The following is a 24,929-nucleotide window of genomic DNA, read 5'->3' as shown; positions in this document are numbered from 1 at the left end:
GTCATTAAACCCGCCTCGGTCACCCGCGGGCCCGGAACACCGGAACCCCGTCGCGGAAGACGGCCTCCAGCTCCATCCCGGCCCGCAGCCGCCCGGGGTCCGGGCACTCGACGACCTCGGTCATCATCCGCGGCCCCTCGGCGAGATCGACGACGGCGGCGACGTACGGCGTCCGCTCCCCGAAGGGCGGCAGGTCGTTGCGGTGGACGACGGACCAGGTGTAGAGGGTGGCCCGGCCACTGACGGGCTGCCAGGTCACGTCCTCGCTCCAGCAGTGGGGGCAGAACTCGCGGGGGTAGTGGTGGGCCCGTCCGCAGGCGCCGCACCGGCGGAGGAGGAGCCGGCCGTTCGCCGCCGCGTCCCAGTAGGTGCGGGTGAAGGCGTCGGCTTCCGGGATGTCGTAGCGCTGCTGGTCCGGGGTGTCGTAGCGCCGTCTGTCCGGTGCGTCGGGTCGCCGGTCTGCCATCAGAACAGCCCCAGCGCGCTGTCCAGCGACCACGACTGCCATGACATCCCGAACAGCGCGACCAGGGAGATCAGGGCCATCATCGAGTTCTGCCCCTGCTCGGCCCAGTCATGGATCATCAGGGCGAAGTAGAGACCGTTGAGCAGCAGTCCGCCGACGAGGGCGAGCGGGGTCAGGAACCCGAGGACGAGCCCGAGGCCGAGGGCCAGCTCCGCGTAAAGGACGACGTACGCCATGGTCCGCGGCCGTGGCTTCACGACGACCTCGAAGCCGGAGCGTACGGCGTTCCAGCGGTGCTTGGCCGCGACGTCCGCCGCCCAGGAGATCCCCGCCCCCTCGAACCAGCTCTTCTTGTCCTTGTGCCGCCAGCTCTCCAGCCACCACAACCCGAGGCCTATCCGGAGCACGGCCAGCCATTCCGCACCTGTGAGCCAGATCGCGTCCATGGATCTGACGGTACGTCAGATTAGCGGGGCCTGACAATCGCCTGTGCACCGGTGATGAATCCGACAGAATTGTTGGCAATCTTGTTCGCACTCCGGCTAGGTTCACCAGGCGCAAGCCAAGACACCGAGACACCGAGACAGCCGAGGGAGCCGGACGTGAAGCACAGGGCAGTGAAGCGCAGGAGCTTGGTCATGGGGATCGGGGCGACCGCCGGGGCCGCCGCGGTCGGCGCAATCGGGCTGACCGCGCAGGCGTCGAGCGGGTCGGGTGAGCCGGGTGGGTCGGGTGGGTCGGGTGGGTCGGGTGGGTCGGGTGAGCCGGGAGGCGCGAGCGGCTCCGGGGCTTCGGCCTCGGCTGCCCTGGTGTTCGACGAGGACGCCTACTCGACGCTGACCACGACCATCACCGACGCCGACGGCGCCGACCACGGGGTGGAGTACCGCTTCTACAAGGCGATCACCTATGTCGCCAGGCCGGTCGACGAGAAGTACCAGAGCCTGAACGTCAGCGTGCCCGTGAAGATCGACGGTACGGCCGTGGACGCGGCGAACGCCCCGGTCCTCTTCGCCAACTCGGTGGGCGGTTACATGCCGTCGTCCGTCGCGGACGCGACGGGCGTGGGCGGGGGCATGGGCGGAGGCGGGGGCGGGGGCAGGATGGTGAGCCTCCCGAAGCTGGCGCTCGCGGCCGGCTACGTGGTCGTGGAGCCCGGCGCCCGCGGCCGTACGCTGGTCGACTCCACGGGGACGTACTACGGCGTGGCCCCCGCAGCGATCGTCGACCTCAAGGCCGCCGTCCGCTACGTCCGCTCCAACAAGGGCCGCATACCCGGCAACGTGGACCGCATCGTCTCCTCCGGCACCAGCGCGGGCGGCGCCCTGTCCTCGCTGCTCGGCGCGTCCGGCGACAGCCCGCTCTACGCGGAGTACCTCGACGAGATCGGGGCGGCGGATGCCTCCGACGCCATCTTCGCGACCGGCGCCTGGTGCCCGATCACCGACCTGGAGCACGCCGACGGCGCCTACGAGTGGAACTGGGGCTCCAACGCCACGAGTTCCGGCTCGCAGGTCGACCAGACGGTGTCGAAGGCGCTGCGGTCGCAGTTCGCCGAGTACCAGGCGTCCCTGAGGCTGAAGGGCCTGGGCGGCTTCGGCACGCTGACGGCGCGGAACTATGACGCGTACCTGGTCGAGCAGTACCTGGAGCCGTCGGCGACGAGGTACCTGACGGCCCTTTCGGACGCGGACCGGGCGTCGTATCTGACCGCGAACCCGTTCATCACCTGGTCCGACGGCAAGGCGTCGTTCTCCTGGTCCGGCTTCCTCACCCACGTGGGCGCCCGGAAGAAGTCCACCCCGGCCTTCGACGCCTTCGACCTCTCCGCGGGCGAGAACAACCTGTTCGGCAAGGGCACCACACAGGCCCGCCACTTCACCCTCTACAGCCTGCGTCACGAGAGCGGAACCAGCGCCCGCCTGGACGGCGACCTCCCCGAGACTCTGCGGCTGATGAACCCCATGCCCTTCCTGACCGGGAAGGCCAACCCGCACCGCACCAAGCACTGGTGGATCCGCCTCGGCACGAAGGACTCCGACACGTCCCACACGGTCTCCGCCAACCTCGCCGCCGCCGCGCACGGGCTGGGCGACGAGGTCAGCCACCTCTACTACTGGGACGAGGGGCACGGGGCCAACACGGACCCCGGCGACTTCATCAAGTGGATCGCCAGGATCAGCGGTTAGCGGTTAGCGGTTACAAGGACTCCCCCACCCCGCAGACGCGAGGTCAGGCCGCCCGCTTCGCGGAGCCGATCGCGGGGAGGGGGCCGACGGTCACCATGGCTGTCAGAGCGGTGGTCACGGCGAGGGTGCCCATCATGATCATGGCCACGCCGATCACGAACAGGCCGGAGGCGTCGTCCGACCAGTCGTAGTAGGCGCCGACGGTCAGACCGGCCGTGGTGCCGAGCACGGCACCAGCGACGTACCACCGGGATGCCGCCCAGTACACCGGCACCAGCAGCGTCAGCACCAGCCCGATCACCTGCCACGCCTCGTACGGTCCGGTCGTCGAACCGTCAGGATGCACATCCCGATGCTGATCCCAGCCCAGCCAGGCGGCCCACCCCGCCAGCGACAGTCCGGCCAGCACGAGCATCGACACCAGCTGGGGAACGGGTTTCCGCAGTACTTCACTCATGGTCCAAGAGTTCTCGTCCCGCCCCGGCTCCGGACAGAGCTCAGGTACTCAGTTCCGTTCGAGTACGAATCCGAGTACCTGCGCCGGCTCAGGGCATGGCACGCACGCTCAAGGGTGCCGCGGCGTCACTGCGAGCCGTCCAGTCCCATGAGGACCGAGTACGCCGACTCGGCCCGGCGTGCCGGTGCGGCGTCGGGGCGCGCGTGGTCCAGGAAGCTCTCGGTGCCGCCGTGGTGGAGGACCGTGCCGTCCTTCATGAGGGTGACGGTGTCGGCTTCGTCGGCCAGGTCGGCGATGTCATGCGTGGACATGAGCACCGGGGTCTTCGCCGCGACCTCCCGCAGCACGTCACGGAAGACCGTGCGCTGGTGCGGGTCGAGCCCGGCCGTCGGCTCGTCCAGCAGGATCACGCGCGCGTCGTGGGCCAGGGCGCAGGCGATGCCGACGCGGCGGAGCTGTCCCCCGGACAGCCTTGCCGTCTTGCTGCGGGCCTGCTCGGCGAGGCCGACCTGGTCGAGGGCCGCTCCGGCGCGCTCCCAGGCACGGGAGCGTTCCTCGCCCTTCAGCCAGGCGACGTACGCGACGTACTCGCGGGCGGACAACTGCCGCGAGGTGGGCACCCGTTGGGGCAGCCAGGCCACGTGGCGACGGTATTCACGGCTGGCGGAGGTGAGGTCCGTGCCGCTGAGGACGACGCTGCCCGCCTTGGGCTCGGCCGTGCCGGCGAGCAGCGCCATCGTGGTGGACTTGCCCGCCCCGTTGGGGCCGAGCAGGATCGTCAGGCCCTGCTCGGGGACCTCGTAGGTGAAGTCGGCCAGGACGGGGCGCGTCCAGCGGCGGTAGCCGAAGGTCACACGGTCGAGCAGCAGAGTCATCGGTCGGTCCTTGGTGCGAAACAGATGAGGGAGAGAACGCCGGCCAGAAAGACGGCGGCGGCACCCACGGCGGCATGTGTGACCTGGGCCTTCTCCGTGACGATCACCCAGGGGTAGGGGTCGTTGAGGCTGCGGCCCCCGAGGAACATGGAGTGGATCATCCAGAAGACGGGGACCAGGGTCGCCCGGTGTCCGAGCAGCGGCCAGGCGCCCAGAGCGAGTCCGCAGAAGAGCAGGTTGTTGCGTGCCGCCGTCCACATCGCGTCCTGGCCGAGCGTGGACATCGCCGCGGACATCGCCATGGCCACCGCGGACACGAGCACGGCGAAACCGGCGACCAGCGTGACGTCCCTGGCGTCGAGCCTGCGGACGGCGGACCGTTCCACGGAGGGAAGCCGCCGTTCGAGGCAGACGACCAGGGCGACGGAGGGAATGAGGCAGAGGAAGTTGCTGAGCTCTGTCGGTACCGCGAAATCCCCCAGGAACGCGGGGAAGACGACGACCACGTCCGCGGTGAGTACGACGCTGAGGACGAAGGCCGCCAGGGCACCGGGCAGCAGCCCCAGTGCTCCCCGCTGACGCAGCCACCAGATCATGGTCAGCGACCTGCCCCGCAGGCCCGGCGGAGCTGGTCGGCGTACCAGGCCTTCTGCTCCCGCAGGGGAAGCCCGCTCACCCTGTCCATCTCGGCGAGGAGCTGTGCGCGGCTCTGCCCCTGTGTGAACTGCTGGGTCTCACGGGACAGCCAGGCAAGGTACTCGCTCTCCACTCCGGCCGTCCGGGCGGCCCAGAGGGTGTTGTAGTGCAGGGCGTTCCAGTCCGGTCGCGCGCAGGGAATTCCGACGACCTCGATGGCGATGTTCTCCCGGAGCACCTTGTCCGCGTTCCCGGGCACGAGGTCGAGTGCCCAGTGCTCCCCCCTGGTGTCGAACTGCTGCACACCGGCCACGCTGACATCGGTGATGCGGGTGGGCTTCTCGACGATGACGCCCTTGGCCCGCAATTTGTCCGTCATCCCGGCGAGTTCGGCCTGGATCTGCCCGATGTGCTCGGAACCGGCCGACGGCAGGCAGACTTCGGGCTTTTCCCCCTCGCAGGTGACGGGGGCGAATCCCTTGGCGGCGGGAGCGATCGAATGCCAGTCCTTGGCAATGCCGTATGCGCCGAGCAGGCCACCGACCGCGATCACCAGGGATACGGCGACCGAGGCGACGCGAATGCGCCGCGGCGCCGTCAGTACGACACAGGCGACGGCCAGACAGACCGTCGGCAGGAGCGCGGCCACCGTCATCGCCGGCGAATACGCCTCACCGAATCCGAGCCAGGCGATGGACCCGGTGACATGGTGCGCCCAGTAACTGTCGGTGCCCAGCGGGAAGCTGATCCCGACGAACACCGCCACGGCCACGACCGGCGCGGCGTACAGCGCGTGGAAGCGGCGCCCTATGGCGAATCCGATGACGGCGTGCGCGGTGAGCAGGACGACGACGATCGCCATCAGGTGCAGCACAAACAGGTCGGGAAGGACCCCGACCACCCACAGCCCACCGGCCGTGACGCCCGCGGTGAGGACCGACAGGGAGAGCACGGTGATGAGGATGGGCCGGACCGCGATGCGCCAGCCGGAGCGCGCCGCCCCCAACTCCCAGGTGCCGAGGGCCCGCAGGCGCGTCGCCTCCACCGCGGCCAGACCTGCCGCCGCCGCGGCGGCCATCGGTACCGGGGCGTGCACGGCGTACGACGCGACCTGTGCGGGCCACGGCACGGCGATGAGCCGCTCGATGTGCCGGGTGCTCGTGACGAAGACGAAGGCGAAGAAAAGGCCGATCACCGGAAAGGCCAGCACGGCGGGATGCGTGCGAAGAGCGGAGGAGAAGCGCATGAACCCTCGAATGGAGAACAGATCCAGTGGCGAACAATTCCGGGGGCGCCCCCAGGTGGGGGGGGGCCCGGCCGGTGTAGGCGGCCCGGGGGTGTGGCCCCCGGTCCGGGGTGGGGGGCCCCCGGCACCCCCCCCCCCCCCGCCCGCCCGGGGCCGGCGGCCGGGCGCGCGCGCGGCCGCGCCCGCGGGCGCGGCCCCCGCCCCCGCGGGCCCCCCCCCCCGGCAGGATCAGTCAGCCAGGGTCGTGTCCACGCTGACCTTGTCAGCGGCACCCGTGCAAGCCCCGCACCCCGAACCGAGCTTGGTGATTTCGAGGTAGTAGCTGTCGTAAGGCAGATTGGACTGGGTGGCCGTGCTCGTGTAGCCGGAGCCCTTGAAGCAGTTGGTGAGCGTCGACGTGTCGTGCTTTACGTCGCTGCCCCAGTCGATCTGCTGCCACAGCGCCACAGCGACGCTGTCCGAGGTTCCGGCCTGGTCGCAGCCGGTGAAGTGGAATTCGTTGTACTGCTCGTCGACCCACTGCTGGGAAGTGGTCCCCTGGACCAGGCTGAAAGGAGACTTGCTCCAGTTGGCCCAGGCAACCGAGGTGGTGGCAATCGTGAGTGCGGCGGCCGCCCCCGCGACGACACCGAAGTTACGCAAAAGTCTTCCCGACAAAGGAAATCCCCTCCTTGCCCTTGCGGTCGTCGAGGCCCCCCTCGAACTGGAGACCGAAAGGCTGGGTGACTCTAGCATCGCCCCCGTCGCATGTCAGCCATGATCAAACAGGACACTTCGCGCCTCACTCCCGGCGAAACAAAGCATTCCGGTTAATGCCCGAACAGGCTCCAACGGGTGAATCCTGCCGTCCCGCGAGCAGCGGTCGACGCGGCAGCGGGAAGGCCATGCTGCGTACCGGAAACACGAGGTCCGGAAACACAAGGTCAGGAAACACGAGGTCAGGAAGCGTCCGTATGCCCAAGTTCCTCATCCAGGCCACCTACACGTCCGAGGGCACCAGAGGGCTGCTCAAGGAAGGCGCGAGCGGTCGTCGGGCCGCCGTCGAGCAGGTCGTCTCCGGTCTCGGCGGCACGGTCGAGACCATGTACTTCGCCTTCGGGCAGGACGACATCGTGCTCATCGTCGACTTCCCCGACCCGGTCTCGATGGCCGCCGTCAGCCTCACGGTCAAGGCCAGCGGAGCGCTCCAGACCCGGGCGACCCCGCTCCTCACCCTCGACGAGATCGACGAGGCCACCCGACGGCAGGTCAGCTTCCGCGCCCCCGGCACATGAATCCCCGGGTGCGGCGGCCAGGCGCCAGAGCGAGGTGACCTCCGCGGCGCGGGCGGCGTGGAGGGGGTCGGTGCCGTCCGAGGCCCGCGGATGCCGGGGTCTGGTGTCCGCCTTGCCCAGCACGTGCAGGCCCGCCGCTTCGATGGCGGCCAGCAGTTCGCGACGCGTCCTGAGCCCGAGGTGTTCGGCAAGGTCGGAGAGGACGAGCCAGCCCTCGCCGCCCGGTTCGAGATGGGAGGCCAGGCCGTTCAGGAAGCCGTGCAGCATGGCGCCGTCCGGGTCGTAGACGCCTTGCTCGACGTCAGAGGTCGGACGGGCGGGAATCCAGGGCGGGTTGCAGACGACGAGGTGGGCACGGCCTTCGGGGAACAGGGCGGGACCCACGACATCGACGCGTCCGGCGAATCCCAGTCGGCGGACGTTCTCGCGGGCACAGGACAGTGCGCGCGGGTTGATGTCGCTGGCCACGATCCGGTCGAGCCCCCGGTGGGCGAGGACGACGGCCAGTACGCCGGTCCCCGTGCCGAGGTCGAATGCCGTACGACCACCAACGCCCTGCTGCACCGACGCGGGGAGCGGTGTCCTCGCGACGAGGTCGACGTACTCGCCCCTGGTCGGCGCGAACACGCCGTAGTGCGGGTGGATACGGGCGTTGACGGCCGGCACCGCCACACCCTTCCTGCGCCACTGCTCGGCGCCGATCACGCCCAGCAGTTCCGTCAAGGAGACCACCACGGCGTCGCGCGGAGCGCCGTACGCCTCGGCACACGCCTGACGTACGTCGGGCGCCCGGCGCAGCGTCAGGGAGTAGTCGTCCTCCAGCAGCACCAGGAGCCGGCCCAGCACACGGGCCCGGTGGCCGCGGGCCCGGCGCTGCAGATGGAAGGACTCGGCCGGACTGCCGCCCGGGCGGGGAGGTCTGCGGTCGATACGGCGACCCATCGCCCGCAGCAACTGCCGTGCGTTGTGGAAGTCGCCCCGCCACAGCAGCGCCGTACCTTCGCAGGCCAGACGGTAGGCGACGGCGGCTTTCATACGGTCGTCCGCGACGACGACCCGTCCGGGCGGCGAGGCGGCGCTCTCGGAATGCCAACGGGCTGAGCGGGCGGTGTGGGCTTCGGTCCAGCGGATCGTGGACACGACGTACTCCTCGTGATCGAACGTGCGGGGGCACGAAGAGCACTTCGACGAGGAGCGGGAGAGAGCGCCTGGGCCGGGGGCCGGCCGGATGCCGCGGGGCAGCCGGGAATTGGCGGGAATTGCCGGACAGGCCTACGGCACAGGCGTGAGCATCAGGGCAGGCAGGGCTACCGCTCCCGCGTCGAAGCGCGAGAGGAGACGTCGCCTAGAACCATGCCGAGAACGATCCCGAGTGTCACGAACAGCCCTTTCACAGAGGTGCCGCAGAGGCTCGCACAGCCCTCAGCACCCAGGCAACCGGGACAGGCCATATCCGGACTCGCCCGAAGTCCACCCCACAACCACAACCAGGAGATCTACGCCACAGGCTCCACCCACTCCTCCTACAGCCGTGATCGATCCGCAACCAATTCCGGGCTTGACCGAGACCCATCAAGCGGCTGCGTGATTACGCTCCGGAGCATGGCCGACACCCCCCAACACCCGGACCACCCCACCGCGGAACACCCCACCGCGGAACACCCCGCCACGGACCACCCGGTCTATGTCATAGGCGGCGGCCCCGGCGGACTCTCCGTCGCGTACGCGCTGCGCGCACAGGGGCTGCGTGCCGTGGTGCTGGAGAAGTCGGACCGGGTCGGGGCCTCCTGGCGGCGGCACTACGACCGGCTCCATCTGCACACCACCCGGCGGCTGTCGGGCCTGCCGGGGCTGGCGATGCCGCGTCGCTTCGGGCGCTGGGTGGCCCGGGACGACGTCGTGCGCTACCTGGAGAAGTACGCCGAGTACCACGACCTGGAGATCGTCACCGGCGTCGAGGTGTCACGGATCGAGCCCGCGCCCGACGGCTCCGGCTGGCTGCTGCGCGCCACCGGCGGCCGTGAACTGACCGGCGCCGCGGTCGTCGTGGCCACCGGCCACAACCACACCCCGCGCCTCCCGGACTGGCCCGGCCGCGACACCTACACCGGCGAGTTCCTGCACGCCGGCGAGTACCGCAACCCCGCGCCCTACGCCGGCCGCGACGTCCTGGTCGTCGGCATCGGCAACACCGGTGCCGAGATCGCCGTGGACCTGGTCGAGGGCGGCGCCTCACGCGTGCGGCTGGCGGTTCGCACCACCCCGCACATCGTGCGCCGCTCCACCGCCGGCTGGGCCGCCCAGTTCACCAGCATCCTGGTACGGCGGCTGCCGGTCCGCCTCGTCGACCGGCTGGCGAGGCTCATGGCCAGGCTCAGCGTGCCGGACCTGTCGGCCCGCGGACTGCCGCGCCCCGACAGCGGGCTCTACAGCCGGGTCAGGCAAGGGGCGATCCCCATCCTCGACGTCGGCCTCATCGACGCCGTGCGCAACGGCCGCATCGAGATCGTGGCCGCCGTCGACGGCTTCGAGGACGGCAAGGTCGTCCTCGCCGACGGCGACCGCGTCTCGCCGGACGCCGTCATCGCCGCCACCGGATACGTCCGCGCCCTGGAGGACCTCGTCGGCCACCTCGACGTGCTGGACACGCACGGCAAGCCCGTCGTCCAGGGCGCCCGCACACCGGCCCACGCCCCCGGCCTCTACTTCACCGGCTACACCAACCCCATCAGCGGCAACCTCCGCGAGATGGCGATCGACGCCCAGAAGATCGCCAAGGCCGTCACCGGCGGCCGGAACAGCGACCGCAGCAGACAGATCTCCCGGCTCCCGGTGACGTAGACCGCTGGGCGCCTGGACAGCTGGGCGCCTGCACACCTTGCCACCGGGGCACCCTCAACTCCCTTACGCATCTCTCCTGTTACTTACGAGTCAGTTGTGACGAGAGAGCTGTACCGCGCTGCCGCACAGGGCCAGAATGTGAGCACTGTTCAACTTTTCTGCTCCACTCCCTCTCGCCCTGACGGAGGACGCACGTGGCAAGCGAAAGACAGCTCCCCGGCACCGCTCGACTCTCCCGACTCTCCCGGCGCTCCCTGCTCGGCGGCGCGGCTGCCGCCGCCGGTGCCGCCACCCTCACCGCCGCCGGCACCGGCACCGCCTCGGCCGCCGCCGCCCGCGAGGTCGACGTCGCCATCGTCGGCGCCGGTCTGGCCGGACTCACCGCGGCCCGCGACCTGGTGGCGGCCGGCAGATCGGTCGCCGTCCTGGAGGCCCGCGACCGCGTCGGCGGCCGCGTCATGGGACTCGGCCTGGCGGGCGGCGGTGTCACCGAAGGCGGCGGCGAGTTCATCGGCCCCACCCAGGACCGCATCAAGGCCCTCGCCGACTCCCTCGGCGTGCAGACCTTCACCACCTACAACTCCGGCAACAACCTCCTCTACAAGGACGGCAGGAAAACCCCCTACGCCACCGACGGCGTCCTCGGCTCGGTGCCGCCCATCGACGCGGCGGGCCTCGCCAACGCGGCGATCGTGCAGGCCACCCTCGACGACCTGGCCAAGCAGATCCCGGTCGACGCACCCTGGACCGCAGCCAAGGCCGAGGAGTGGGACCGGCAGACCTTCGAGACCTGGCTGCGCGCCAACGCCGTCATCCCGTCCGCCAAGTTCCTCTTCGACGTGGCCTGTACGTCGATCTTCTCCGCCGAACCCCGCGAACTCTCCTTCCTCTTCGTCCTCTTCTACATCGCCGCCGCCGGCAACCCGTCCACCCCCGGCACCCTGGAACGCCTCACCGAGACCGCGGGCGGCGCCCAGGAACTGCGCTTCGTCGGCGGCTCCCAGCTGGTGCCGGTCAAACTCGCCGCCACACTCGGCGACCGGGTGGTGCTCGGCGCCCCGGTGCGCACGATCACCAAGTCCGGCGCCAAGTACGCGGTGACGGCCGACGGCATCACCGTCACCGCCAAGAGGGTCGTCGTCGCCGTACCCCCGCCCCTCGCCGCCCGTATCACCTACGACCCCCTCCTCCCGGCCGCCCGCGACCAGCTCACCCAGCGCCTGCCGATGGCCTCGGTGGGCAAGGCCATCGCTGTCTACGACACCCCCTTCTGGCGTGCCGACGGGTTCAACGGCCAGGTCGTCAGCGACACCGGCGTGATCAGCTCCACCTTCGACAACTCCCCGCCCGACGCCTCCTACGGCGCCCTCATGGGCTTCATCGAGGCCGACGAGGCCCGCAAGCTGGACGCGGCGAGCGAGGCCGAGGTCCGGGCGGCCGTGCTGAAGGACTACGCCACCTACTTCGGCCCGAAAGCGGCCTCCCCCACCTCCTTCGTCCTGCAACGCTGGAACAACGAGGCCTACACCCGCGGCGGCCCCGTCTCCATCGCGGCCCCGGGCGTCCTGACCCAGTACGGCTCCGCCCTGCGCGAACCGGTCGGCGGCATCCACTGGGCCGGGACGGAGACCTCCACGCACTGGATGGGGTTCATGGACGGGGCGGTGCGGTCGGGCGAGCGGGTGGCGAAGGAGGTGCTGGCGGTGCTCTGAGCGACGTCCGCCGGGCAGTGAGCCGACCCCCGCCGAGCATGGGGCCGACCCCCGCCGGTCACCGCTCCGCCAACTTTGCGTGCACAACCGTTCCTGACATGGCGTCAGTTCCTTTAATCTGACACTGCGTCAGTTAATCGCTGTCACACAGGAGCGGGCGGACCGATGCTTGGATCAACCCACGGCACCCTCACCACCGACTCCCGCCGGGCCCGGGTCATCGCCTGTGGCGAGCAGCCCGGGCCCGCCGTCCACGGCAGGCCCGCCGAGGTCGACGATCTCGACGTCAGCGGCCGTCCGCTGTACTCCGACGTGCCCGATCTGGACCGCTTCTTCCGGCCGGAGTCGGTCGCGGTGATCGGTGCCTCGGACGCGGAGGGTCGGCCGAACACCGGTGTCACCCGCCAGCTGATCGCCTGGTCGGAGCGGGTCGGCGCCCGGCTTCTCCCGGTGCATCCGAGCCGCCCGTCCGTCTTCGGCATCCCCTGCTCTCCTTCCGTCGCCGACCTGCCCGAGCAGGTCGATCTCGCCGTACTGCTGGTCGCCGACCCCCTTCCGGTGATCGAGGAACTGGCCGAGACCAAGGTGAAGTTCGCCGTCGTCTTCGCGTCCGGCTTCGCGGAGACCGGCGAGGAGGGCGCCGCCGCGCAGGACCGGCTGACCGCCGCCGTCGAGCGGTCCGGGATGCGGCTGCTGGGCCCGAACACCAACCTCAACGCCTTCGAGCGGTTCCGCGACGACCTGGACGGGCCCGCCATCGCCCTGATCACCCAGTCCGGCCACCAGGGCCGCCCCGTCTTCGCCCTCCAGGAGCTCGGCATCCGGCTCTCCCACTGGGCGCCGACCGGCAACGAGGCCGACCTGGAGAGCGCCGACTTCATCTCCTACTTCGCCGAACGGCCCGAGGTCGGGGCCATCGCCTGCTACGTCGAGGGGCTCAAGGACGGCCGTGCCTTCCTGCTCGCCGCCGACCGCGCCGCCCGCCGTGGGGTGCCGGTCGTCGCCGTCAAGGTGGGCCGCACCGAGACCGGCGCCCGCACGGCCGCCTCACACACCGGCAAGCTGACCGGCGCGGACACGGTGGTGGACGCGGCGATGCGGCAGTACGGCGTGATCCGGGTGGACGGCCTGGACGAACTCCAGGACACCGCCGCCCTGTTGGCCCGCGCACGGCCGCCCCGCGCCGACGGCGTCGTCGTCTATTCGATCTCGGGCGGCACGGGCGCGCACTTCGCCGACCTGGCGACCGAGGCGGGGCTGAAGCTGCCGGAGCTGTCGGAGGCCAAGCAGGCCGAGCTGCACCAGTGGATACCCGAGTATCTGAGCGTGGCCAACCCCGTCGACAACGGCGGGCATCCGGTCGGCGACCACCGCGGCCGGAAGATCATCGACGCCCTCCTCGACGACCCCTCGGTGGGCGTGCTGATCTGCCCGGTCACCGGGCCCTTCCCGCCCCTCAGCGACAGGCTGGTCCAGGACCTGGTGGACGCCGCCGAGCGGACGGACAAGCTGGTCTGCGTGGTCTGGGGGTCGCCGGTCGGCACCGAGCCGGCGTACCGCGAGGTCCTGCTCGGCTCCTCGCGGGTGGCCACCTTCCGCACGGTGGCGAACTGCATCACCGCGGTCCGCGCCTACCTCGACCACCACCGCTTCGTCACCGGCTACCGCTCCCCCTTCGACCGGGCACCCCGCACGCCGTCCCCCTCCTACCGCAAGGCCCAGCCACTGATGCGCCCGGGCCAGCAGCTGAGCGAGCACGCGGCGAAGCAGCTGCTGCGGGCGTACGGCATCCGGGTGCCGCGCGAGCAGTTGGTGACCAGCGCGGCGGCGGCCGTACGGGCCGCGGCTCTGGTCGGCTACCCCGTGGTGATGAAGGCGTCCGGCGCGCGGATCGCCCACAAGACCGAGCTGGGCCTGGTCAAGATCGGACTGACCTCGGCCAGCCAGGTCCGGGACGCCTACCGGGAGTTGACCGACATCGCCCGCTACGAGGACGTCTCCCTGGACGGTGTCCTCGTCTGCCAGATGGTCGAACGGGGCGTCGAGATGGTCGTCGGCGCCACCCACGACGAGCTGTTCGGGCCGACCGTGACGGTCGGGCTGGGCGGGGTGCTCGTGGAGGTCCTCGGCGACTGTGCCGTACGCGTGCCGCCCTTCGGTGAGGAGCAGGCGCGGGACATGCTCGGCGAGCTGCGCGGGCGGGCCCTCCTCGACGGGGTCCGGGGGCGCCCCCCGGCGGATCTCGACGCGCTGGTCGAAGTCGTCCTGCGGGTGCAGCGCATGGCCCTGGAGCTGGAGGACGACCTCGCGGAGCTCGACATCAACCCGCTGATGGTGCTGCCCAGGGGGCAGGGCGCGGTGGCGCTGGACGCGCTGGTGGTGTGCCGCTGACATGAGTGCCGACGCCGATGTGAACATGCCCAATTCCCCCCGTGTGCCCGGAAATTCCGTCGATTCATTGGTACAGCACGCCACTGACAATCAGGTCTGCCGCATCACCCTCAACCGCCCCGAGACCCTCAACGCGATCACCCCTGACCAGCGGGAACGCATCATCGAGCTGCTCGCCGACGCCTCCGCCGACCCCGCCGTGCGGGCCGTCGTACTGACCGGAACGGGCCGCGGCTTCTGCGCCGGGGCGGATCTGCGAGGCGGGGCGGATGGACGGGGCGGGGCGGATCCGCGTCCCGGGGTGATGGCGGGTGAGCGGGTCCCCGGCGATGTCGCCCGCACGATCCGGCTCGGCGCCCAGCGGCTGATCGCGGCCGTCCTCGACTGCGAGAAGCCGGTGATCGCGGCGGTGAACGGCACGGCGGCCGGCCTCGGCGCGCATCTGGCGTTCGCCTGCGACCTCGTACTGGCCGCCGAGTCCGCCCGGTTCATCGAGGTGTTCGTCCGTCGCGGCCTCGTCCCCGACGGCGGCGGCGCCTACCTCCTCCCCCGGCTCATCGGCCCCCAGCGGGCGAAGGAGCTGATGTTCTTCGGCGACGCGCTCACCGCGCCGGACGCCGAACGCCTCGGCCTGGTCAACCGGGTCGTGCCGGACGGGGAGTTGGCCAAGACGGCCCGCGAGTGGGCCGAACGCCTCGCCACCGGCCCGACCCGCGCCCTCGCCCTCACCAAACAACTCGTCAACACCTCCCTCGACACCGACCGCACCACCGCCTTCGCGGCGGAGGCGGCCGCCCAGGAGATCAACATGACGACGCAGGACGCCCGGGAGGGCGTGGCGAGCTTCGTGGAGCGCAGGAGGGCCGAGTTCAAAGGGCTATGACCCTTCCTATCTGACGGTCAGTCAGTTTCAATGGGTGTCGTGATGGGACACGCAGGGATGGCGGCAGCCGCCGTCCGCTACCTCAGGTCGGTCGGGACGACAGCATCCCCGGAGCCCGTCGAAGTGCTGCCGCGCCCGGAGTTGCGGTGCGTCGGCGAGGACGAGCGGGCGCCGGTCGACCAGGCCGAGTTCCGGCGCGTGCTGGGGAACTACGCGTCGGGCGTGGCCGTTGTCACGGCAGCTTCTGCCGACGACGCCGCCACCCCTGCCGGTTTCGCCTGCCAGTCCTTCTCCTCCCTCTCCCTCGACCCGCCCTTGGTCGCCTTCATGGTCGGCCGTACGTCGACGACATGGCCACGTATCGCCCGCGCGGGCGCCTTCTGCGTGAACGTCCTGAGCGCCGGTCAGGGCGAGCTGTGCCGTGCCTTCGCGGTGAGCGGGGCGGACAAGTTCGCGGGCGTCGACTACGACGCGGCCCCCGTCTCCGGCTCACCCCGCCTCGCGGGCACGCTCGCGTGGATCGACTGCACGATCCACGCGGTGCACACCGGGGGCGACCACCTGATCGTGGTGGGCCGGGTGGACGCCCTGGGCGCGAGCGACGGGGACGAGGCGCCGCTGCTGTTCCACAAGGGGCGGTTCCTCTAGAAGGGGCAGTTCCTCCAGGCAGTCACGCCTCCCCGTCAGACGCATCGGCTTCGACGGCAGCCCTTGACTAGGCCGCGGCCACCGCAGGAGCCGGAGCCGGACGTCGCCGGATCACCAGCACCATCAGCGTCGCCGCCGCGCACAGCGCCCCCGACGAGTACCACACCATGTCGTACGACCCGAAGACGTCCCGCGCGACCCCGCCGAGGAAGGCCACCAACGCGGCACCGACCTGATGGGACGCGAGGACCCAGCCGAAGACGATCGCGCTGTCCTCGCCGTACAGCTCCCGGCACAGGGCGACCGTGGGCGGAACGGTGGCGACCCAGTCGAGGCCGTAGAAGACGATGAAGAGGAGCATCGGCGGGTGGACGCTCGGCGCCAGCAGCATCGGCAGGAACAGCAATGAGACGCCACGCAGCGCGTAGTACACCGCGAGCAGTCGGCGCGGTTCGATGCGGTCGGTGAGCCAGCCGGAGGCGATCGTGCCGACGACATCGAACACGCCGATGATCGCGAGCAGCGAGGCGGCGGCCTGGACGGGCATGTGCTCGTCGTGGGCGGCGGGCACGAAGTGGGTCTGGATGAGGCCGTTGGTGGAGGCGCCGCAGATCGCGAAGGAACCGGCCAGCAGCCAGAAGGGGCCGGTGCGGGCCGCCGAGCCAAGCACCCTGACCGCCCGGCGCGCGGCACCCGGCACGGGGGGCGGCTTGGGCACGAACTCCTTGGCGCCGTACGGCTTCAGGCCCACGTCGGCCGGGTGATCACGCAGCAGCAGCCAGACGAAGGGGACGACCACGAGGGCGGCCAGGGCCACCGTCACCGCGGCCGGACGCCAGTCGTACTGGTCCACCAGCCAGGACAGCACCGGCAGGAAGATCAGCTGGCCGGAGGCGGAGGCGGCGGTGAGGATGCCGGTGACCAGGCCGCGCCGCTCGGTGAACCAGCGGTTGGTGACCGTCGCGGCGAAGGCCAGCGCCATCGAGCCGCTGCCGAGCCCCACCAGCAGTCCCCAGCACAGCAGCAGTTGCCAGGCCGCCGTCATCCAGTACGTCAGACCCGAGCCGAGCGCGATCACGGTGAGCGCGACCGCGACCACCCGCCGGATGCCGAAGCGGTCCATCAGGGCAGCGGCGAACGGAGCGGTGAGCCCGTACAACGCCAGGTTGACCGAGACCGCGGCACTGATCGTGCCGCGCGACCAGCCGAACTCCTGGTGCAGCGGGTCGATGAGCAGGCCCGGCAGGGAGCGGAAGGCGGCGGCGCCGATGATCGTGACGAAGGTGACGGCCGCGACGAACCACGCCCGGTGCAGTGCCCTGCCGCGACCCCGCCACGGGCGGGACTTCCTGATCGGCCGGGTGTCCTCTGCGGCTGCTGCCGTCTCGGTTGTCTGGGTCACGACATAGAGCTTCGGGCCTGTGATCGTCCGAAACGAGTGGCCCGAGGGACAGCATTCGTTAGGATCGGGCCATGGATACGGCCAGCAGCACGGCACGCGCCCGGCAGGAGCCCTTCCGACCGCATCGCGTCGTCGTCCTCGCCCTCGACGGCCTCCTCCCCTTCGAGCTGGGCATCCCGCACCGCATCTTCGGCCGCCCCAGGGACGCCCGGGGGCGGTATCTGTACGACGTCGTCACCTGCTCGATCCGGCCGCCGGGCCCGGTGCGGACCGACGCCGACTTCGCCGTCCAGGTCGAGCACGGCCCGGAGGCCCTGGCCACCGCGGACACCGTCGTCGTACCGGCGCTGTACGAGAACGGCCCGCTCTACGAACAGGGCGTCCTCACCCCCGAACTGGCCGCCGCCCTCGCCCACATCCGCCCCGGCACCCGGCTCACGTCCATCTGCACGGGCGTGTATGTCCTCGCCGCCGCCGGCTACCTGGACGGCCGCCCCGCCACCACGCACTGGGCCGACGCCGAGCGCTTCCAGGCACTCTTCCCGCAGATCGAGGTCGACCCGAACGTCCTGTTCATCGACGACGGCGACGTGCTGACCTCGGCCGGGGTGGCGGCCGGGATCGACCTGTGCCTGCACATGGTCCGCAGCGACCACGGCACGGCGGTCGCCAACGACGTGGCCCGCCGCACCGTCGTACCGCCGCACCGGGACGGTGGCCAGGCCCAGTACATCCACCGCCCGGTTCCCGACCCCCAGCAGGCGTCCACGACCACGGCCCGTGCCTGGGCCCTGGGCCGCCTCCACGAGCCGATCCAGCTGCGCGACATGGCGGACCAGGTGTCCATGTCCGTACGGACCTTCACACGCCGCTTCCGTGAGGAGGTCGGCGTCAGCCCCGGCCAGTGGCTCACCCAGCAGCGGGTGGAACGCGCCCGGCATCTGCTGGAGTCCTCCGACCTGTCCGTCGACCAGGTCGCCCGGGACGCCGGCTTCGGTACGGCCCAGTCGATGCGACAGCACCTACAGACGGCCCTCGGCGTCACCCCCACCAGCTATCGGCGCACCTTCCGCGCGGGCGGCAACGTCGACATCCGGGTCCCCAGCGGCACTTGAGCCGTCCGACCGGGCGCCGCCGTCCCGACGGGCCTCTTCACGACGAGCCTCGCCCCGCCCAGCCTCCCCGAGCCGGATCCCGCCCCGACCGGCCTCGTCCCGACCGGCCTCACCACGGCGAACCTCACCCCCACCAGCGTTGTCGCGGCGGACCTCGTCCCGGTTGCCCGCTTCCCGGTGCCCCGCCTCCCGACGCCCCTCCCCCCACCAGCCAAGCCCCGTCAGCAGCAGAGTCACCAGCACTCCGGCGAGGACGGCCGTGGACGGGGCGACCACCTGGAGGAGGCCGCCGGCGAGGGAGCCCGTCGCGGCGTAGCCGGCGCCCGCGGCCGCGTACATCACGGAGTACCCGGCGGCCAGGGCTCCCGGCGGCAGCGCCTCGCGCAGGGAGAGGTTGCGGGTGATCAGCGCGCCCGCCTGGAGGGTGCCCGCCAGGACGAGGGCGATCGCGATGCCGGTCGCGCCCGGTATCAGCGCGGCGAGGACGACGAAGACCGACATGCCGCCCATCAGCACCGCGCTGCGCGTACGAAGCCGCCCCGGCCAGGACCGCAGGCCGTACAGGAACGCCCCGATCCCCGCCCCCGTGGCCATGCCCGCCAGCATCGGACCGGACCAGCCGACGCCGATGCCGCGCTGTTCCAGCAGGGCGGGCAGGGTGAGTTCGGCGAGGCCGAGCAGGGTGAGGCCGGCCGCACCGGTGACGAACACCGGCCAGGCACGGATCAGTACACGGGACTTCACCCGCCCCACCCCTCCGTCCGGTTCACCCTTGGCCCAGCCGGCGGGCAGCAGCCAGTGGCCCGCGATCGACGACGCCATCAGGACGGCCCCGAGGATCAGCGGCACCCGTGGCGCCACCCCGAGGGCGAGGCCGGCGACCGCGACCGGGGAGACCGCCCACACACCGGACATCAGCATCGACTCGACGGACAGCGCCTGCGCCACGGAACGCTCCGGTACCAGCGAGGTCAGCAGCGCCCGCTGTCCTCCGGCGACCGCCGCCGGTGCCGCCCCGGACAGGAACGCGAACGCCCCCAGCACCACGGGATGCGCCCCGGCCAGCGCCCCCAGCCCCGTGAACCCCACGGCCCCGCCCGCGAGCCCGACGGCCAGATGGCGCCGCCCCCGAGCCGGGTCGAATCGCACCCCCAGCACCGGGGCGCCGATGATCTCGCCGATCGCATAGGCCGCCGCGAGAGCCGCACCCAGGGTGTAGCCGCCGGGCCGCTCCCGCACCAGGAACACCAGGGCCAACGGCGTCATGGCGACCGGCATACGGGCGGCGACGGCCGTGCAGGCCCAGATCAGGACCTGCCTGGAGGCGACGTCTCGATAGGTCATGCAAAAGACCGTAAGCGCCGCCGCTGACAACCCGGCAGCCATTTTCCCGGCCTGTGGAAAACTCGCTCTCGCGACTGGCGGGAGACGCCAACAGGGTCGCCGACAAAGGCCGTTGAGTTCTCAGAACGTGAGCACTCCACGTGCCACCTTCCCCGCCTCCGCGTCCGCCGCCGCTCTCTCGAACTCCTCCACCGGATACGTCTGCGTCACCAGCTCGTCCAGCAGCAGCCGCCCCGCCCGGTACAGATCGGCGTACAGCGCGATGTCCCGCTGCGGCCGTGACGAGCCGTACCGGCAGCCCAGGATCGACTTGTCCAGATACATGGAGGACACGACGAAGGACGCCTCCGCGCCGGCCGGCGGGACCCCCAGCAGAATCGCCTGTCCGTGCCGGTCGAGCAGATCGACGGCCGCCCGGATCAACTCGACGCGCCCCACGCACTCGAAGGCATGGTCCGCCCCCGTCGGCAGCAGTTCCCGCACGCCCTCCACCGACGTCAGGAAGTCCGTCGCCCCGAACTGCCGGGCCACCGCCTCCTTCGCCGGATTGGCGTCGACGGCGACGATCCGCAACGCGCCCGCGATCCGCGCCCCTTGCAGAACATTGAGCCCGATCCCCCCGGTGCCGATCACGAGCACGCTGTCCCCGCGGTCCACCTTCGCCCGGTTGAGCACGGCGCCCACACCGGTCAGCACCCCGCACCCGATGAGCGCGGCCGAGGGCAGCGGAATGTCCTTCGGGATCCGCACCACCTGCACGGCCTTCACCACGGTCCGCTCGGCGAACGCGGAGTTGGACGCGAACTGGAACACCGGCCGTCCGTCTCGCGTGAACGGCTGCCCCGGCCGCCCTATGGCCTGCCGGCACATGGTCGGCCGCCCCCGGTCGCACTCGGCACACACACCGCAGTTGGCGAGCGTGGAGAGCGCCACATGGTCCCCGGGCCCGACATGGGTGACCCCCACACCAACCGCTTCGACCACCCCCGCCCCCTCATGCCCCAGCACCACAGGAACGGGGAACGGTATGGTCCCGTCCACCACGGACAGATCGCTGTGGCACAACCCGGCAGCCGAGATCGCCACCAGCACCTCCCCCGGCCCCGGGTCCCGCACCACCAGGTCGTCCACGACCTCGACCCGCTTGCCGTCGAACAACACACCGCGCATCAGACGACCCCCTTGGGCTCCCTGGGCAGACCGAGCACCCGCTCGGCGATGATCGTGCGCTGAACCTGGTCCGAGCCCCCGTAGATCGTGTCGGCCCGGGAGAACAGGAACAGATGCTGCAGAGCGTCGAGTTCATACGGCGACGAGGGCGCCCAGTCCCGCGGCCCCACCCCCGCAGTCGCGCCCCGCACCTGCATCGCCAGTTCCCCGAGCCGCTGATGCCAGCCGCCCCACAGCAGCTTGGCCGCACTGGACGCCCCCGCGTCCCCGGCCCGGCCCAGCGTGCGCAACGCGTTCCAGCGCATCACCCGCAGCTCGGCCCACTGCCGCACCAGCCGCTCCCGCACGACGGGATCGTCCGCCGCCCCGGACCGCACGGCCGCCTCCACGACCCGCTCCAACTCCTGTGCGAACCCGATCTGCTGGGCGAGCGTGGAGACCCCCCGCTCGAACCCGAGCAGACTCATCGCGACCTTCCACCCGGCGCCCTCACCGCCGACGACATGCTCCACGCGCGCGTGCGCACCGTCGAAGAACACCTCGTTGAAGTCACTGGTCCCGGTCATCTGCCGAATGGGCCGCACCTCGATACGCCCCGGCTGATCCATCGGAACGAGCAGAAAACTCAGCCCGTGATGCCGCCGGGACTCCGGCTCGGTCCGGGCCAGCACAAAGCACCAGTCGGCCTCATGGGCGAGCGAGGTCCAGATCTTCTGCCCGGTGATCCGGTACGTCCCGTCCGCCCCCCGCTCGGCCTTGGTCCGCACCCCGGCGAGATCAGACCCCGCCCCGGGCTCGCTGTACCCCTGACACCACAGCTCCTCCCCCACGGCGATCGCCGGCAGAAAGCGAGCCTTCTGCTCATCGGTCCCGTGCGCGAGCAGCGTGGGCGCCAGCAGCTTCTCCCCGATATGCCCCGACCGTGCCGGCGCCCCCGACCGCGCGTACTCCTCGGCCCAGACGACCTGCTGGGTGAGCGAGGCGGTCCGATTCCCGAACCCACCCTCCCCCCACCCGAGCCCGATCCACCCGGCCTTCCCCAGGGTGCGTTCCCACACACGGCGATCCTGGCCACCCTCGGCATGCTCGGAGAGCCACGCCCTGGCCTCCACCCGAAACACGTCATCCGCAGCACTGAACCCGAAGTCCACTGACGTCTCCTCCATTCGCCGGCAAGGTCACCCACCTCAGGGGCGCGGGGCTGTATCAATGTGCGGCTCCGCCGCGTGGGCGCGACCAGCCACGAACAACCCGCGGCCGCCGCCCCAGAACACCCCCCGATCTCTCAGGCGTTCGGCCGCTCCCCGGCGGCAGCGGCCCGCTCCATCGCCTCCACCCGCGCAAGCATCGGCATCGGATCCACCCCCACCGACCCGGGCAGCGCCTCCGCAATCGCCTCCGGCGTCCATCCGCCGGAGGCATACGCGGCCCGCAACTCCCGCGGCTGCGCCCACACCGCGATCTTCGGCCCGGCGACCGTGTACACCTGCCCCGTGACCCCCTGCTCCCGGGCCGCATCCGACAACAGGTAGACCACGAACGCGGCCACGTCCTCCGGCTCCCCGATCTCCGCCAGCTCCATGGGCACGTTGGCCGACATGCGCGTACGAGCGACCGGCGCCACCGCGTTCGCCGTCACCCCGTACTTGTGCAGTCCGAGCGCCGCGCTGCGCACCAGCGAGATGATCCCGCCCTTCGCCGCGCTGTAGTTGGCCTGCGAGACCGACCCCTGATGGTTGCCGCTGGTGAACCCGATCAACGTCCCCGCCCGCTGCTTGCGCATCACGGCCGAGGCGGCTCGGAACACGGTGAACGTCCCCTTCAGGTGGGTGGCGAGAACCGGGTCCCACTCCTCCTCGGACATGTTGAACAGCATCCGCTCGCGCAGGATCCCGGCGACGCACACGACCCCGTCGATCCGCCCGAAGGCCGAAACGGCCGTATCCACAACGCGCTGCCCACCCGCCATCGTGGAGATGTCGTCCGCGACCGCGACGGCTTCCCCGCCCGCCGCCTCGATCTCCTTGACGACTGTCTCGGCGACCTCGCTGGTGGGTGACGCGCCGTCCATGGAGACGCCGTAGTCGTTGACGACGACCCGCGCCCCTTCGGCGGCGGCCGCGCGCGCCACCGCCCGTCCGATGCCCCGCCCGGCGCCCGTCACGGCGATGACCTTGCCTGCCAAGAAGTTCCCCACGCCCCGGCCCCTTCCCGCAGTTTCTGACGGTCCGTTAGATTCGCATCAGATTCTACGACCCGTCAGATACACGGAGACAAGCCCCGGGGAGGACCCATGTCACTGCCGGACGCGTTCCACGAGATCGCCAAGCGCGTGAACAACTGGGGGCGTTGGGGATCGGACGACGAGATCGGCACGCTCAACCTGATCACCGACGAGGTGGTCCGCGAGGCCGCCGTCTGCGTCCGCACCGGCCGCCGCGTCCCTCTCGCCCTCCCCCTGCAACAGGACGGCGTCCAGACCGGGATGATCCCCGGACGCGTCAACCCGCTGCATGCCATGGTGCAGATCAACCAGGAGATCTTCGGCCCGGGAACCGTCGCCTGCAGCGACGACGCCGTGACCATGGGCCTGCAGGCGGCCACCCACTGGGACGCGCTCACCCATGTCTCGCACTCGGGCCGGCTCTACAACGGCCGCCCCGCCGACACCATCACCCCGCACGGAGGCGCCCGGTTCAGCGGCATCGACAAGGCCCGGCACATCGTCTCGCGAGGTGTGCTGCTGGACGTGGCACGCGCGCGTGGCGTCACGCGGCTCGACGGCGGGCACGCGGTCACCCCCGAGGACCTGGAGGCGGCCGAGGGACTGGCGGGCACACGCGTGCGTGCCGGAGACATCGTGCTCGTACGGACAGGGCAGATCCAGGTCTATCTCGCCGGGGACAAGCACGCGTACGGCTATCCCTCGCCGGGTCTGTCGATCCGTACGCCGGAGTGGTTCCACGCGCGCGATGTCGCGGCGGTGGCGAACGACACGCTCACATTTGAGATCTTTCCGCCGGAGATGGAGGATCTGTGGCTGCCCGTGCACGCCCTCGATCTTGTGGAGATGGGGATGCTCCAGGGGCAGAACTGGAATCTCGAAGAGTTGTCCACAGCCTGTGGACAAGAGGGCCGTTACGCGTTCCTGCTGTCGGCGATGCCCGAGCCCTTCGTCGGCGGCACGGGGACTCCCGTGGCACCCGTGGCCATACTCTGACGCCGCGAGCGGCCGCAGCACGGCTCCGTCACTGAGGTCGGCTGGCGGCGCGGCTTCCCACTCTCGGCTTCGTCCGAGCGGGAGGTGCCCCCACCGCCCCGAGCACGGCACCGCGCGCCGCCATCCGACTCCGGCGTACCCGCCCCGGTCCTCCTGGCCCCGAGAGAACCGACGCCGAATCGCGACCCACACTCGGCAAGGGCTTCCGTCACCGAAGCCCTCGTCGTCCCCTCGCGGCGAATCGCTGACCACAAGCGTGATCAACCGGACACGCGGCGTCAACACCCAGTCGGGGATTTGTTACTTACGCCCTATTTGCAGAAGACGCGCATGGAAGCACGACCCGGCGCACCCACGCCTGGTCGAACTGCGGTGACAGCGCTTTCTGCAACTATGCATCGAATCCAGTCGAATTCTTACGGCGTGCGCCCGTCAGACCGCCTCGTAGGCGAGCCCCTCATAGGCCGACGCACCGCTGCCGTAGGCGGAGGCGGACCCCTCCGACTCGACGGCGCGGTCCAGTTCGCACCAGATCCGCTTGCCCGCACCCTCGGAGCTCCAGCCCCACCGGTCCGCGAGACCGTCGACGAGCGCGAGGCCCCGGCCGCCCGTGGCGTCTTCGTCGACACAGCGGGGCACGGGCGCGCGGCCGCTGCGGTCGGCCACCTCCAGCCGTACGGTGGCGCACTCCTCGGCCGCCCCGGGCAGCGACAGGCGCAGCACGGCCGGACAGCCGGTGTGCACCACGGCGTTGGTGACCAGTTCGGAGACGAGCAGGATCAGTGTCTCGGCGAGCGAATCGTCGACCCCTATCCCGGACCCGGCGAGCCGAGAACGGGCCCACCGGCGGGCTCGCCCCACTTCAGCGGGGTCGGGCCGGATCTCCAGCTGCACTTGAAGCACCTGCACCGTTCACACCATCCGAACCGGCGGACACATAGCCCCGCGCCTCACGAGGGCCACGATCCTAGCCATTTTTTTCATGGCCAGAACAATGGCCAAAGCCAGGGTCACGGAACGTGAATCCCTTAGCTGACAGCATGGTTGACGTACAGTCACC

At 70.9% G+C, this 24,929-nt stretch carries 22 protein-coding genes and 1 pseudogene; 9 read left to right on the top strand and 14 right to left on the bottom strand.

The window, feature by feature from the left end:
- Positions 1–19 precede the first annotated feature (19 nt).
- Together ACFWYS_RS41300 and ACFWYS_RS41295 are read right to left on the bottom strand one after the other, a co-directional pair.
- On the bottom strand, positions 20–466 hold the full coding sequence (locus ACFWYS_RS41300; RefSeq protein ID WP_384781196.1) for a Zn-ribbon domain-containing OB-fold protein: 447 nt from the start codon (positions 464–466) through the stop codon (positions 20–22).
- Positions 466–912 carry a DoxX family protein gene (locus tag ACFWYS_RS41295; RefSeq protein ID WP_384781193.1) on the bottom strand — a complete coding sequence of 149 codons (447 nt, stop codon included), beginning with the start codon at positions 910–912 and terminating at the stop codon, positions 466–468. Before ACFWYS_RS41295 ends, ACFWYS_RS41300 begins: the two co-directional genes overlap by 1 nt.
- Before the next feature lie 192 nt (positions 913–1,104).
- On the opposite strand from ACFWYS_RS41295, the gene ACFWYS_RS41290 reads away from it, so the two are divergent.
- Positions 1,105–2,655: a subtype B tannase gene (locus ACFWYS_RS41290; protein ID WP_384781190.1), complete on the top strand. Its 1,551-nt coding sequence runs from the start codon at positions 1,105–1,107 to the stop codon at positions 2,653–2,655.
- Between the two features lie 43 nt (positions 2,656–2,698).
- Here the strand turns inward: ACFWYS_RS41290 and ACFWYS_RS41285 are convergent, their stop codons facing one another.
- The 5 genes from ACFWYS_RS41285 to ACFWYS_RS41265 all read right to left on the bottom strand — a co-directional run bounded on the left by ACFWYS_RS41285 (position 2,699) and on the right by ACFWYS_RS41265 (position 6,526).
- Positions 2,699–3,112, bottom strand: a complete 414-nt coding sequence (locus tag ACFWYS_RS41285) for a hypothetical protein (protein ID WP_384781187.1) — start codon at positions 3,110–3,112, stop codon at positions 2,699–2,701.
- Between the two features lie 125 nt (positions 3,113–3,237).
- A complete protein-coding gene (locus ACFWYS_RS41280; protein ID WP_384781184.1) occupies positions 3,238–3,987 on the bottom strand; it encodes an ATP-binding cassette domain-containing protein in 750 nt (249 codons plus the stop codon).
- Positions 3,984–4,583 carry a hypothetical protein gene (locus ACFWYS_RS41275; protein ID WP_384781182.1) on the bottom strand — a complete coding sequence of 200 codons (600 nt, stop codon included), beginning with the start codon at positions 4,581–4,583 and terminating at the stop codon, positions 3,984–3,986. Before ACFWYS_RS41275 ends, ACFWYS_RS41280 begins: the two co-directional genes overlap by 4 nt.
- 2 nt (positions 4,584–4,585) lie before the next feature.
- The gene (locus ACFWYS_RS41270; RefSeq protein ID WP_384781179.1) at positions 4,586–5,869 is read right to left on the bottom strand and encodes a magnesium transporter; all 1,284 of its coding nucleotides are present in this window, start codon (positions 5,867–5,869) and stop codon (positions 4,586–4,588) included.
- Positions 5,870–6,097: 228 nt separating this feature from the next.
- Positions 6,098–6,526, bottom strand: a complete 429-nt coding sequence (locus tag ACFWYS_RS41265) for a hypothetical protein (protein ID WP_384781176.1) — start codon at positions 6,524–6,526, stop codon at positions 6,098–6,100.
- Between the two features lie 155 nt (positions 6,527–6,681).
- On the opposite strand from ACFWYS_RS41265, the gene ACFWYS_RS41260 reads away from it, so the two are divergent.
- Positions 6,682–7,143: a GYD domain-containing protein gene (locus ACFWYS_RS41260; RefSeq protein WP_384781227.1), complete on the top strand. Its 462-nt coding sequence runs from the start codon at positions 6,682–6,684 to the stop codon at positions 7,141–7,143.
- A gap of 9 nt (positions 7,144–7,152) precedes the next feature.
- On the opposite strand, the pseudogene ACFWYS_RS41255 reads toward ACFWYS_RS41260, so the two are convergent.
- Positions 7,153–8,283 (bottom strand): annotated as a pseudogene (locus tag ACFWYS_RS41255) (methyltransferase); the annotation flags it as partial.
- Positions 8,284–8,745: 462 nt separating this feature from the next.
- Between ACFWYS_RS41255 and ACFWYS_RS41250 the strand changes: the two are divergent.
- The 5 genes from ACFWYS_RS41250 to ACFWYS_RS41230 all read left to right on the top strand — a co-directional run bounded on the left by ACFWYS_RS41250 (position 8,746) and on the right by ACFWYS_RS41230 (position 15,618).
- A complete protein-coding gene (locus ACFWYS_RS41250) occupies positions 8,746–9,984 on the top strand; it encodes a flavin-containing monooxygenase (RefSeq protein ID WP_384781173.1) in 1,239 nt (412 codons plus the stop codon).
- A gap of 194 nt (positions 9,985–10,178) precedes the next feature.
- Entirely contained in the window at positions 10,179–11,696 is a 1,518-nt protein-coding gene (locus ACFWYS_RS41245; protein ID WP_384781170.1) for a flavin monoamine oxidase family protein, read from the top strand.
- 165 nt (positions 11,697–11,861) lie between these two features.
- Positions 11,862–14,087 carry an acetate--CoA ligase family protein gene (locus ACFWYS_RS41240; RefSeq protein WP_384781167.1) on the top strand — a complete coding sequence of 742 codons (2,226 nt, stop codon included), beginning with the start codon at positions 11,862–11,864 and terminating at the stop codon, positions 14,085–14,087.
- A 25-nt stretch (positions 14,088–14,112) separates the two neighbouring features.
- Positions 14,113–14,970 carry an enoyl-CoA hydratase/isomerase family protein gene (locus ACFWYS_RS41235; protein WP_384781164.1) on the top strand — a complete coding sequence of 286 codons (858 nt, stop codon included), beginning with the start codon at positions 14,113–14,115 and terminating at the stop codon, positions 14,968–14,970.
- 42 nt (positions 14,971–15,012) lie between these two features.
- A complete protein-coding gene (locus ACFWYS_RS41230; protein ID WP_384781225.1) occupies positions 15,013–15,618 on the top strand; it encodes a flavin reductase family protein in 606 nt (201 codons plus the stop codon).
- A 67-nt stretch (positions 15,619–15,685) separates the two neighbouring features.
- Here the strand turns inward: ACFWYS_RS41230 and ACFWYS_RS41225 are convergent, their stop codons facing one another.
- Positions 15,686–17,020 carry an MFS transporter gene (locus ACFWYS_RS41225; RefSeq protein ID WP_384781161.1) on the bottom strand — a complete coding sequence of 445 codons (1,335 nt, stop codon included), beginning with the start codon at positions 17,018–17,020 and terminating at the stop codon, positions 15,686–15,688.
- A gap of 71 nt (positions 17,021–17,091) precedes the next feature.
- Here ACFWYS_RS41225 and ACFWYS_RS41220 point away from each other — a divergent pair, with 71 nt between their 5' ends.
- A complete protein-coding gene (locus ACFWYS_RS41220; protein WP_384781158.1) occupies positions 17,092–18,135 on the top strand; it encodes a GlxA family transcriptional regulator in 1,044 nt (347 codons plus the stop codon).
- Here the strand turns inward: ACFWYS_RS41220 and ACFWYS_RS41215 are convergent.
- The 4 genes from ACFWYS_RS41215 to ACFWYS_RS41200 all read right to left on the bottom strand — a co-directional run bounded on the left by ACFWYS_RS41215 (position 18,043) and on the right by ACFWYS_RS41200 (position 22,846).
- Positions 18,043–19,479 carry an MFS transporter gene (locus ACFWYS_RS41215; RefSeq protein ID WP_384781154.1) on the bottom strand — a complete coding sequence of 479 codons (1,437 nt, stop codon included), beginning with the start codon at positions 19,477–19,479 and terminating at the stop codon, positions 18,043–18,045. The genes ACFWYS_RS41220 and ACFWYS_RS41215 overlap by 93 nt on opposite strands.
- Positions 19,480–19,599: 120 nt before the next feature.
- Entirely contained in the window at positions 19,600–20,649 is a 1,050-nt protein-coding gene (locus tag ACFWYS_RS41210) for a Zn-dependent alcohol dehydrogenase (RefSeq protein ID WP_384781151.1), read from the bottom strand.
- Entirely contained in the window at positions 20,649–21,800 is a 1,152-nt protein-coding gene (locus ACFWYS_RS41205) for an acyl-CoA dehydrogenase family protein (RefSeq protein ID WP_384781148.1), read from the bottom strand. Before ACFWYS_RS41205 ends, ACFWYS_RS41210 begins: the two co-directional genes overlap by 1 nt.
- A 134-nt stretch (positions 21,801–21,934) precedes the next feature.
- Positions 21,935–22,846: an SDR family oxidoreductase gene (locus tag ACFWYS_RS41200; RefSeq protein ID WP_384781145.1), complete on the bottom strand. Its 912-nt coding sequence runs from the start codon at positions 22,844–22,846 to the stop codon at positions 21,935–21,937.
- 96 nt (positions 22,847–22,942) lie between these two features.
- On the opposite strand from ACFWYS_RS41200, the gene ACFWYS_RS41195 reads away from it, so the two are divergent.
- Positions 22,943–23,869, top strand: a complete 927-nt coding sequence (locus ACFWYS_RS41195) for a cyclase family protein (RefSeq protein WP_384781142.1) — start codon at positions 22,943–22,945, stop codon at positions 23,867–23,869.
- 432 nt (positions 23,870–24,301) lie between these two features.
- On the opposite strand, the gene ACFWYS_RS41190 is transcribed toward ACFWYS_RS41195, so the two are convergent.
- A complete protein-coding gene (locus ACFWYS_RS41190; protein WP_384781224.1) occupies positions 24,302–24,763 on the bottom strand; it encodes an ATP-binding protein in 462 nt (153 codons plus the stop codon).
- Positions 24,764–24,929 lie beyond the last annotated feature (166 nt).

It is taken from the genome of Streptomyces sp. NPDC059010, from assembly GCF_042740355.1.
In the GTDB taxonomy this organism is placed as follows: domain Bacteria; phylum Actinomycetota; class Actinomycetes; order Streptomycetales; family Streptomycetaceae; genus Streptomyces.
This window is presented reverse-complemented; position numbering and strand designations above follow the sequence as displayed.

Bases quoted from the DNA above. Each gene is read 5' to 3' on its own strand.
- ACFWYS_RS41210 (WP_384781151.1), bottom strand. From the start codon at position 20,649: ATGCGCGGTGTGTTGTTCGACGGCAAGCGGGTCGAGGTCGTGGACGAC.
- ACFWYS_RS41240 (WP_384781167.1), top strand. From the start codon at position 11,862: ATGCTTGGATCAACCCACGGCACCCTCACCACCGACTCCCGCCGGGCC.
- ACFWYS_RS41260 (WP_384781227.1), top strand. From the start codon at position 6,682: ATGCCCGAACAGGCTCCAACGGGTGAATCCTGCCGTCCCGCGAGCAGC.
- ACFWYS_RS41295 (WP_384781193.1), bottom strand. From the start codon at position 912: ATGGACGCGATCTGGCTCACAGGTGCGGAATGGCTGGCCGTGCTCCGG.
- ACFWYS_RS41235 (WP_384781164.1), top strand. From the start codon at position 14,113: ATGCCCAATTCCCCCCGTGTGCCCGGAAATTCCGTCGATTCATTGGTA.
- ACFWYS_RS41300 (WP_384781196.1), bottom strand. From the start codon at position 466: ATGGCAGACCGGCGACCCGACGCACCGGACAGACGGCGCTACGACACC.
- ACFWYS_RS41220 (WP_384781158.1), top strand. From the start codon at position 17,092: ATGGATACGGCCAGCAGCACGGCACGCGCCCGGCAGGAGCCCTTCCGA.
- ACFWYS_RS41285 (WP_384781187.1), bottom strand. From the start codon at position 3,112: ATGAGTGAAGTACTGCGGAAACCCGTTCCCCAGCTGGTGTCGATGCTC.
- ACFWYS_RS41215 (WP_384781154.1), bottom strand. From the start codon at position 19,479: ATGACCTATCGAGACGTCGCCTCCAGGCAGGTCCTGATCTGGGCCTGC.
- ACFWYS_RS41270 (WP_384781179.1), bottom strand. From the start codon at position 5,869: ATGCGCTTCTCCTCCGCTCTTCGCACGCATCCCGCCGTGCTGGCCTTT.
- ACFWYS_RS41230 (WP_384781225.1), top strand. From the start codon at position 15,013: ATGGGACACGCAGGGATGGCGGCAGCCGCCGTCCGCTACCTCAGGTCG.
- ACFWYS_RS41280 (WP_384781184.1), bottom strand. From the start codon at position 3,987: ATGACTCTGCTGCTCGACCGTGTGACCTTCGGCTACCGCCGCTGGACG.
- ACFWYS_RS41290 (WP_384781190.1), top strand. From the start codon at position 1,105: ATGGGGATCGGGGCGACCGCCGGGGCCGCCGCGGTCGGCGCAATCGGG.
- ACFWYS_RS41275 (WP_384781182.1), bottom strand. From the start codon at position 4,583: ATGATCTGGTGGCTGCGTCAGCGGGGAGCACTGGGGCTGCTGCCCGGT.
- ACFWYS_RS41195 (WP_384781142.1), top strand. From the start codon at position 22,943: ATGTCACTGCCGGACGCGTTCCACGAGATCGCCAAGCGCGTGAACAAC.
- ACFWYS_RS41250 (WP_384781173.1), top strand. From the start codon at position 8,746: ATGGCCGACACCCCCCAACACCCGGACCACCCCACCGCGGAACACCCC.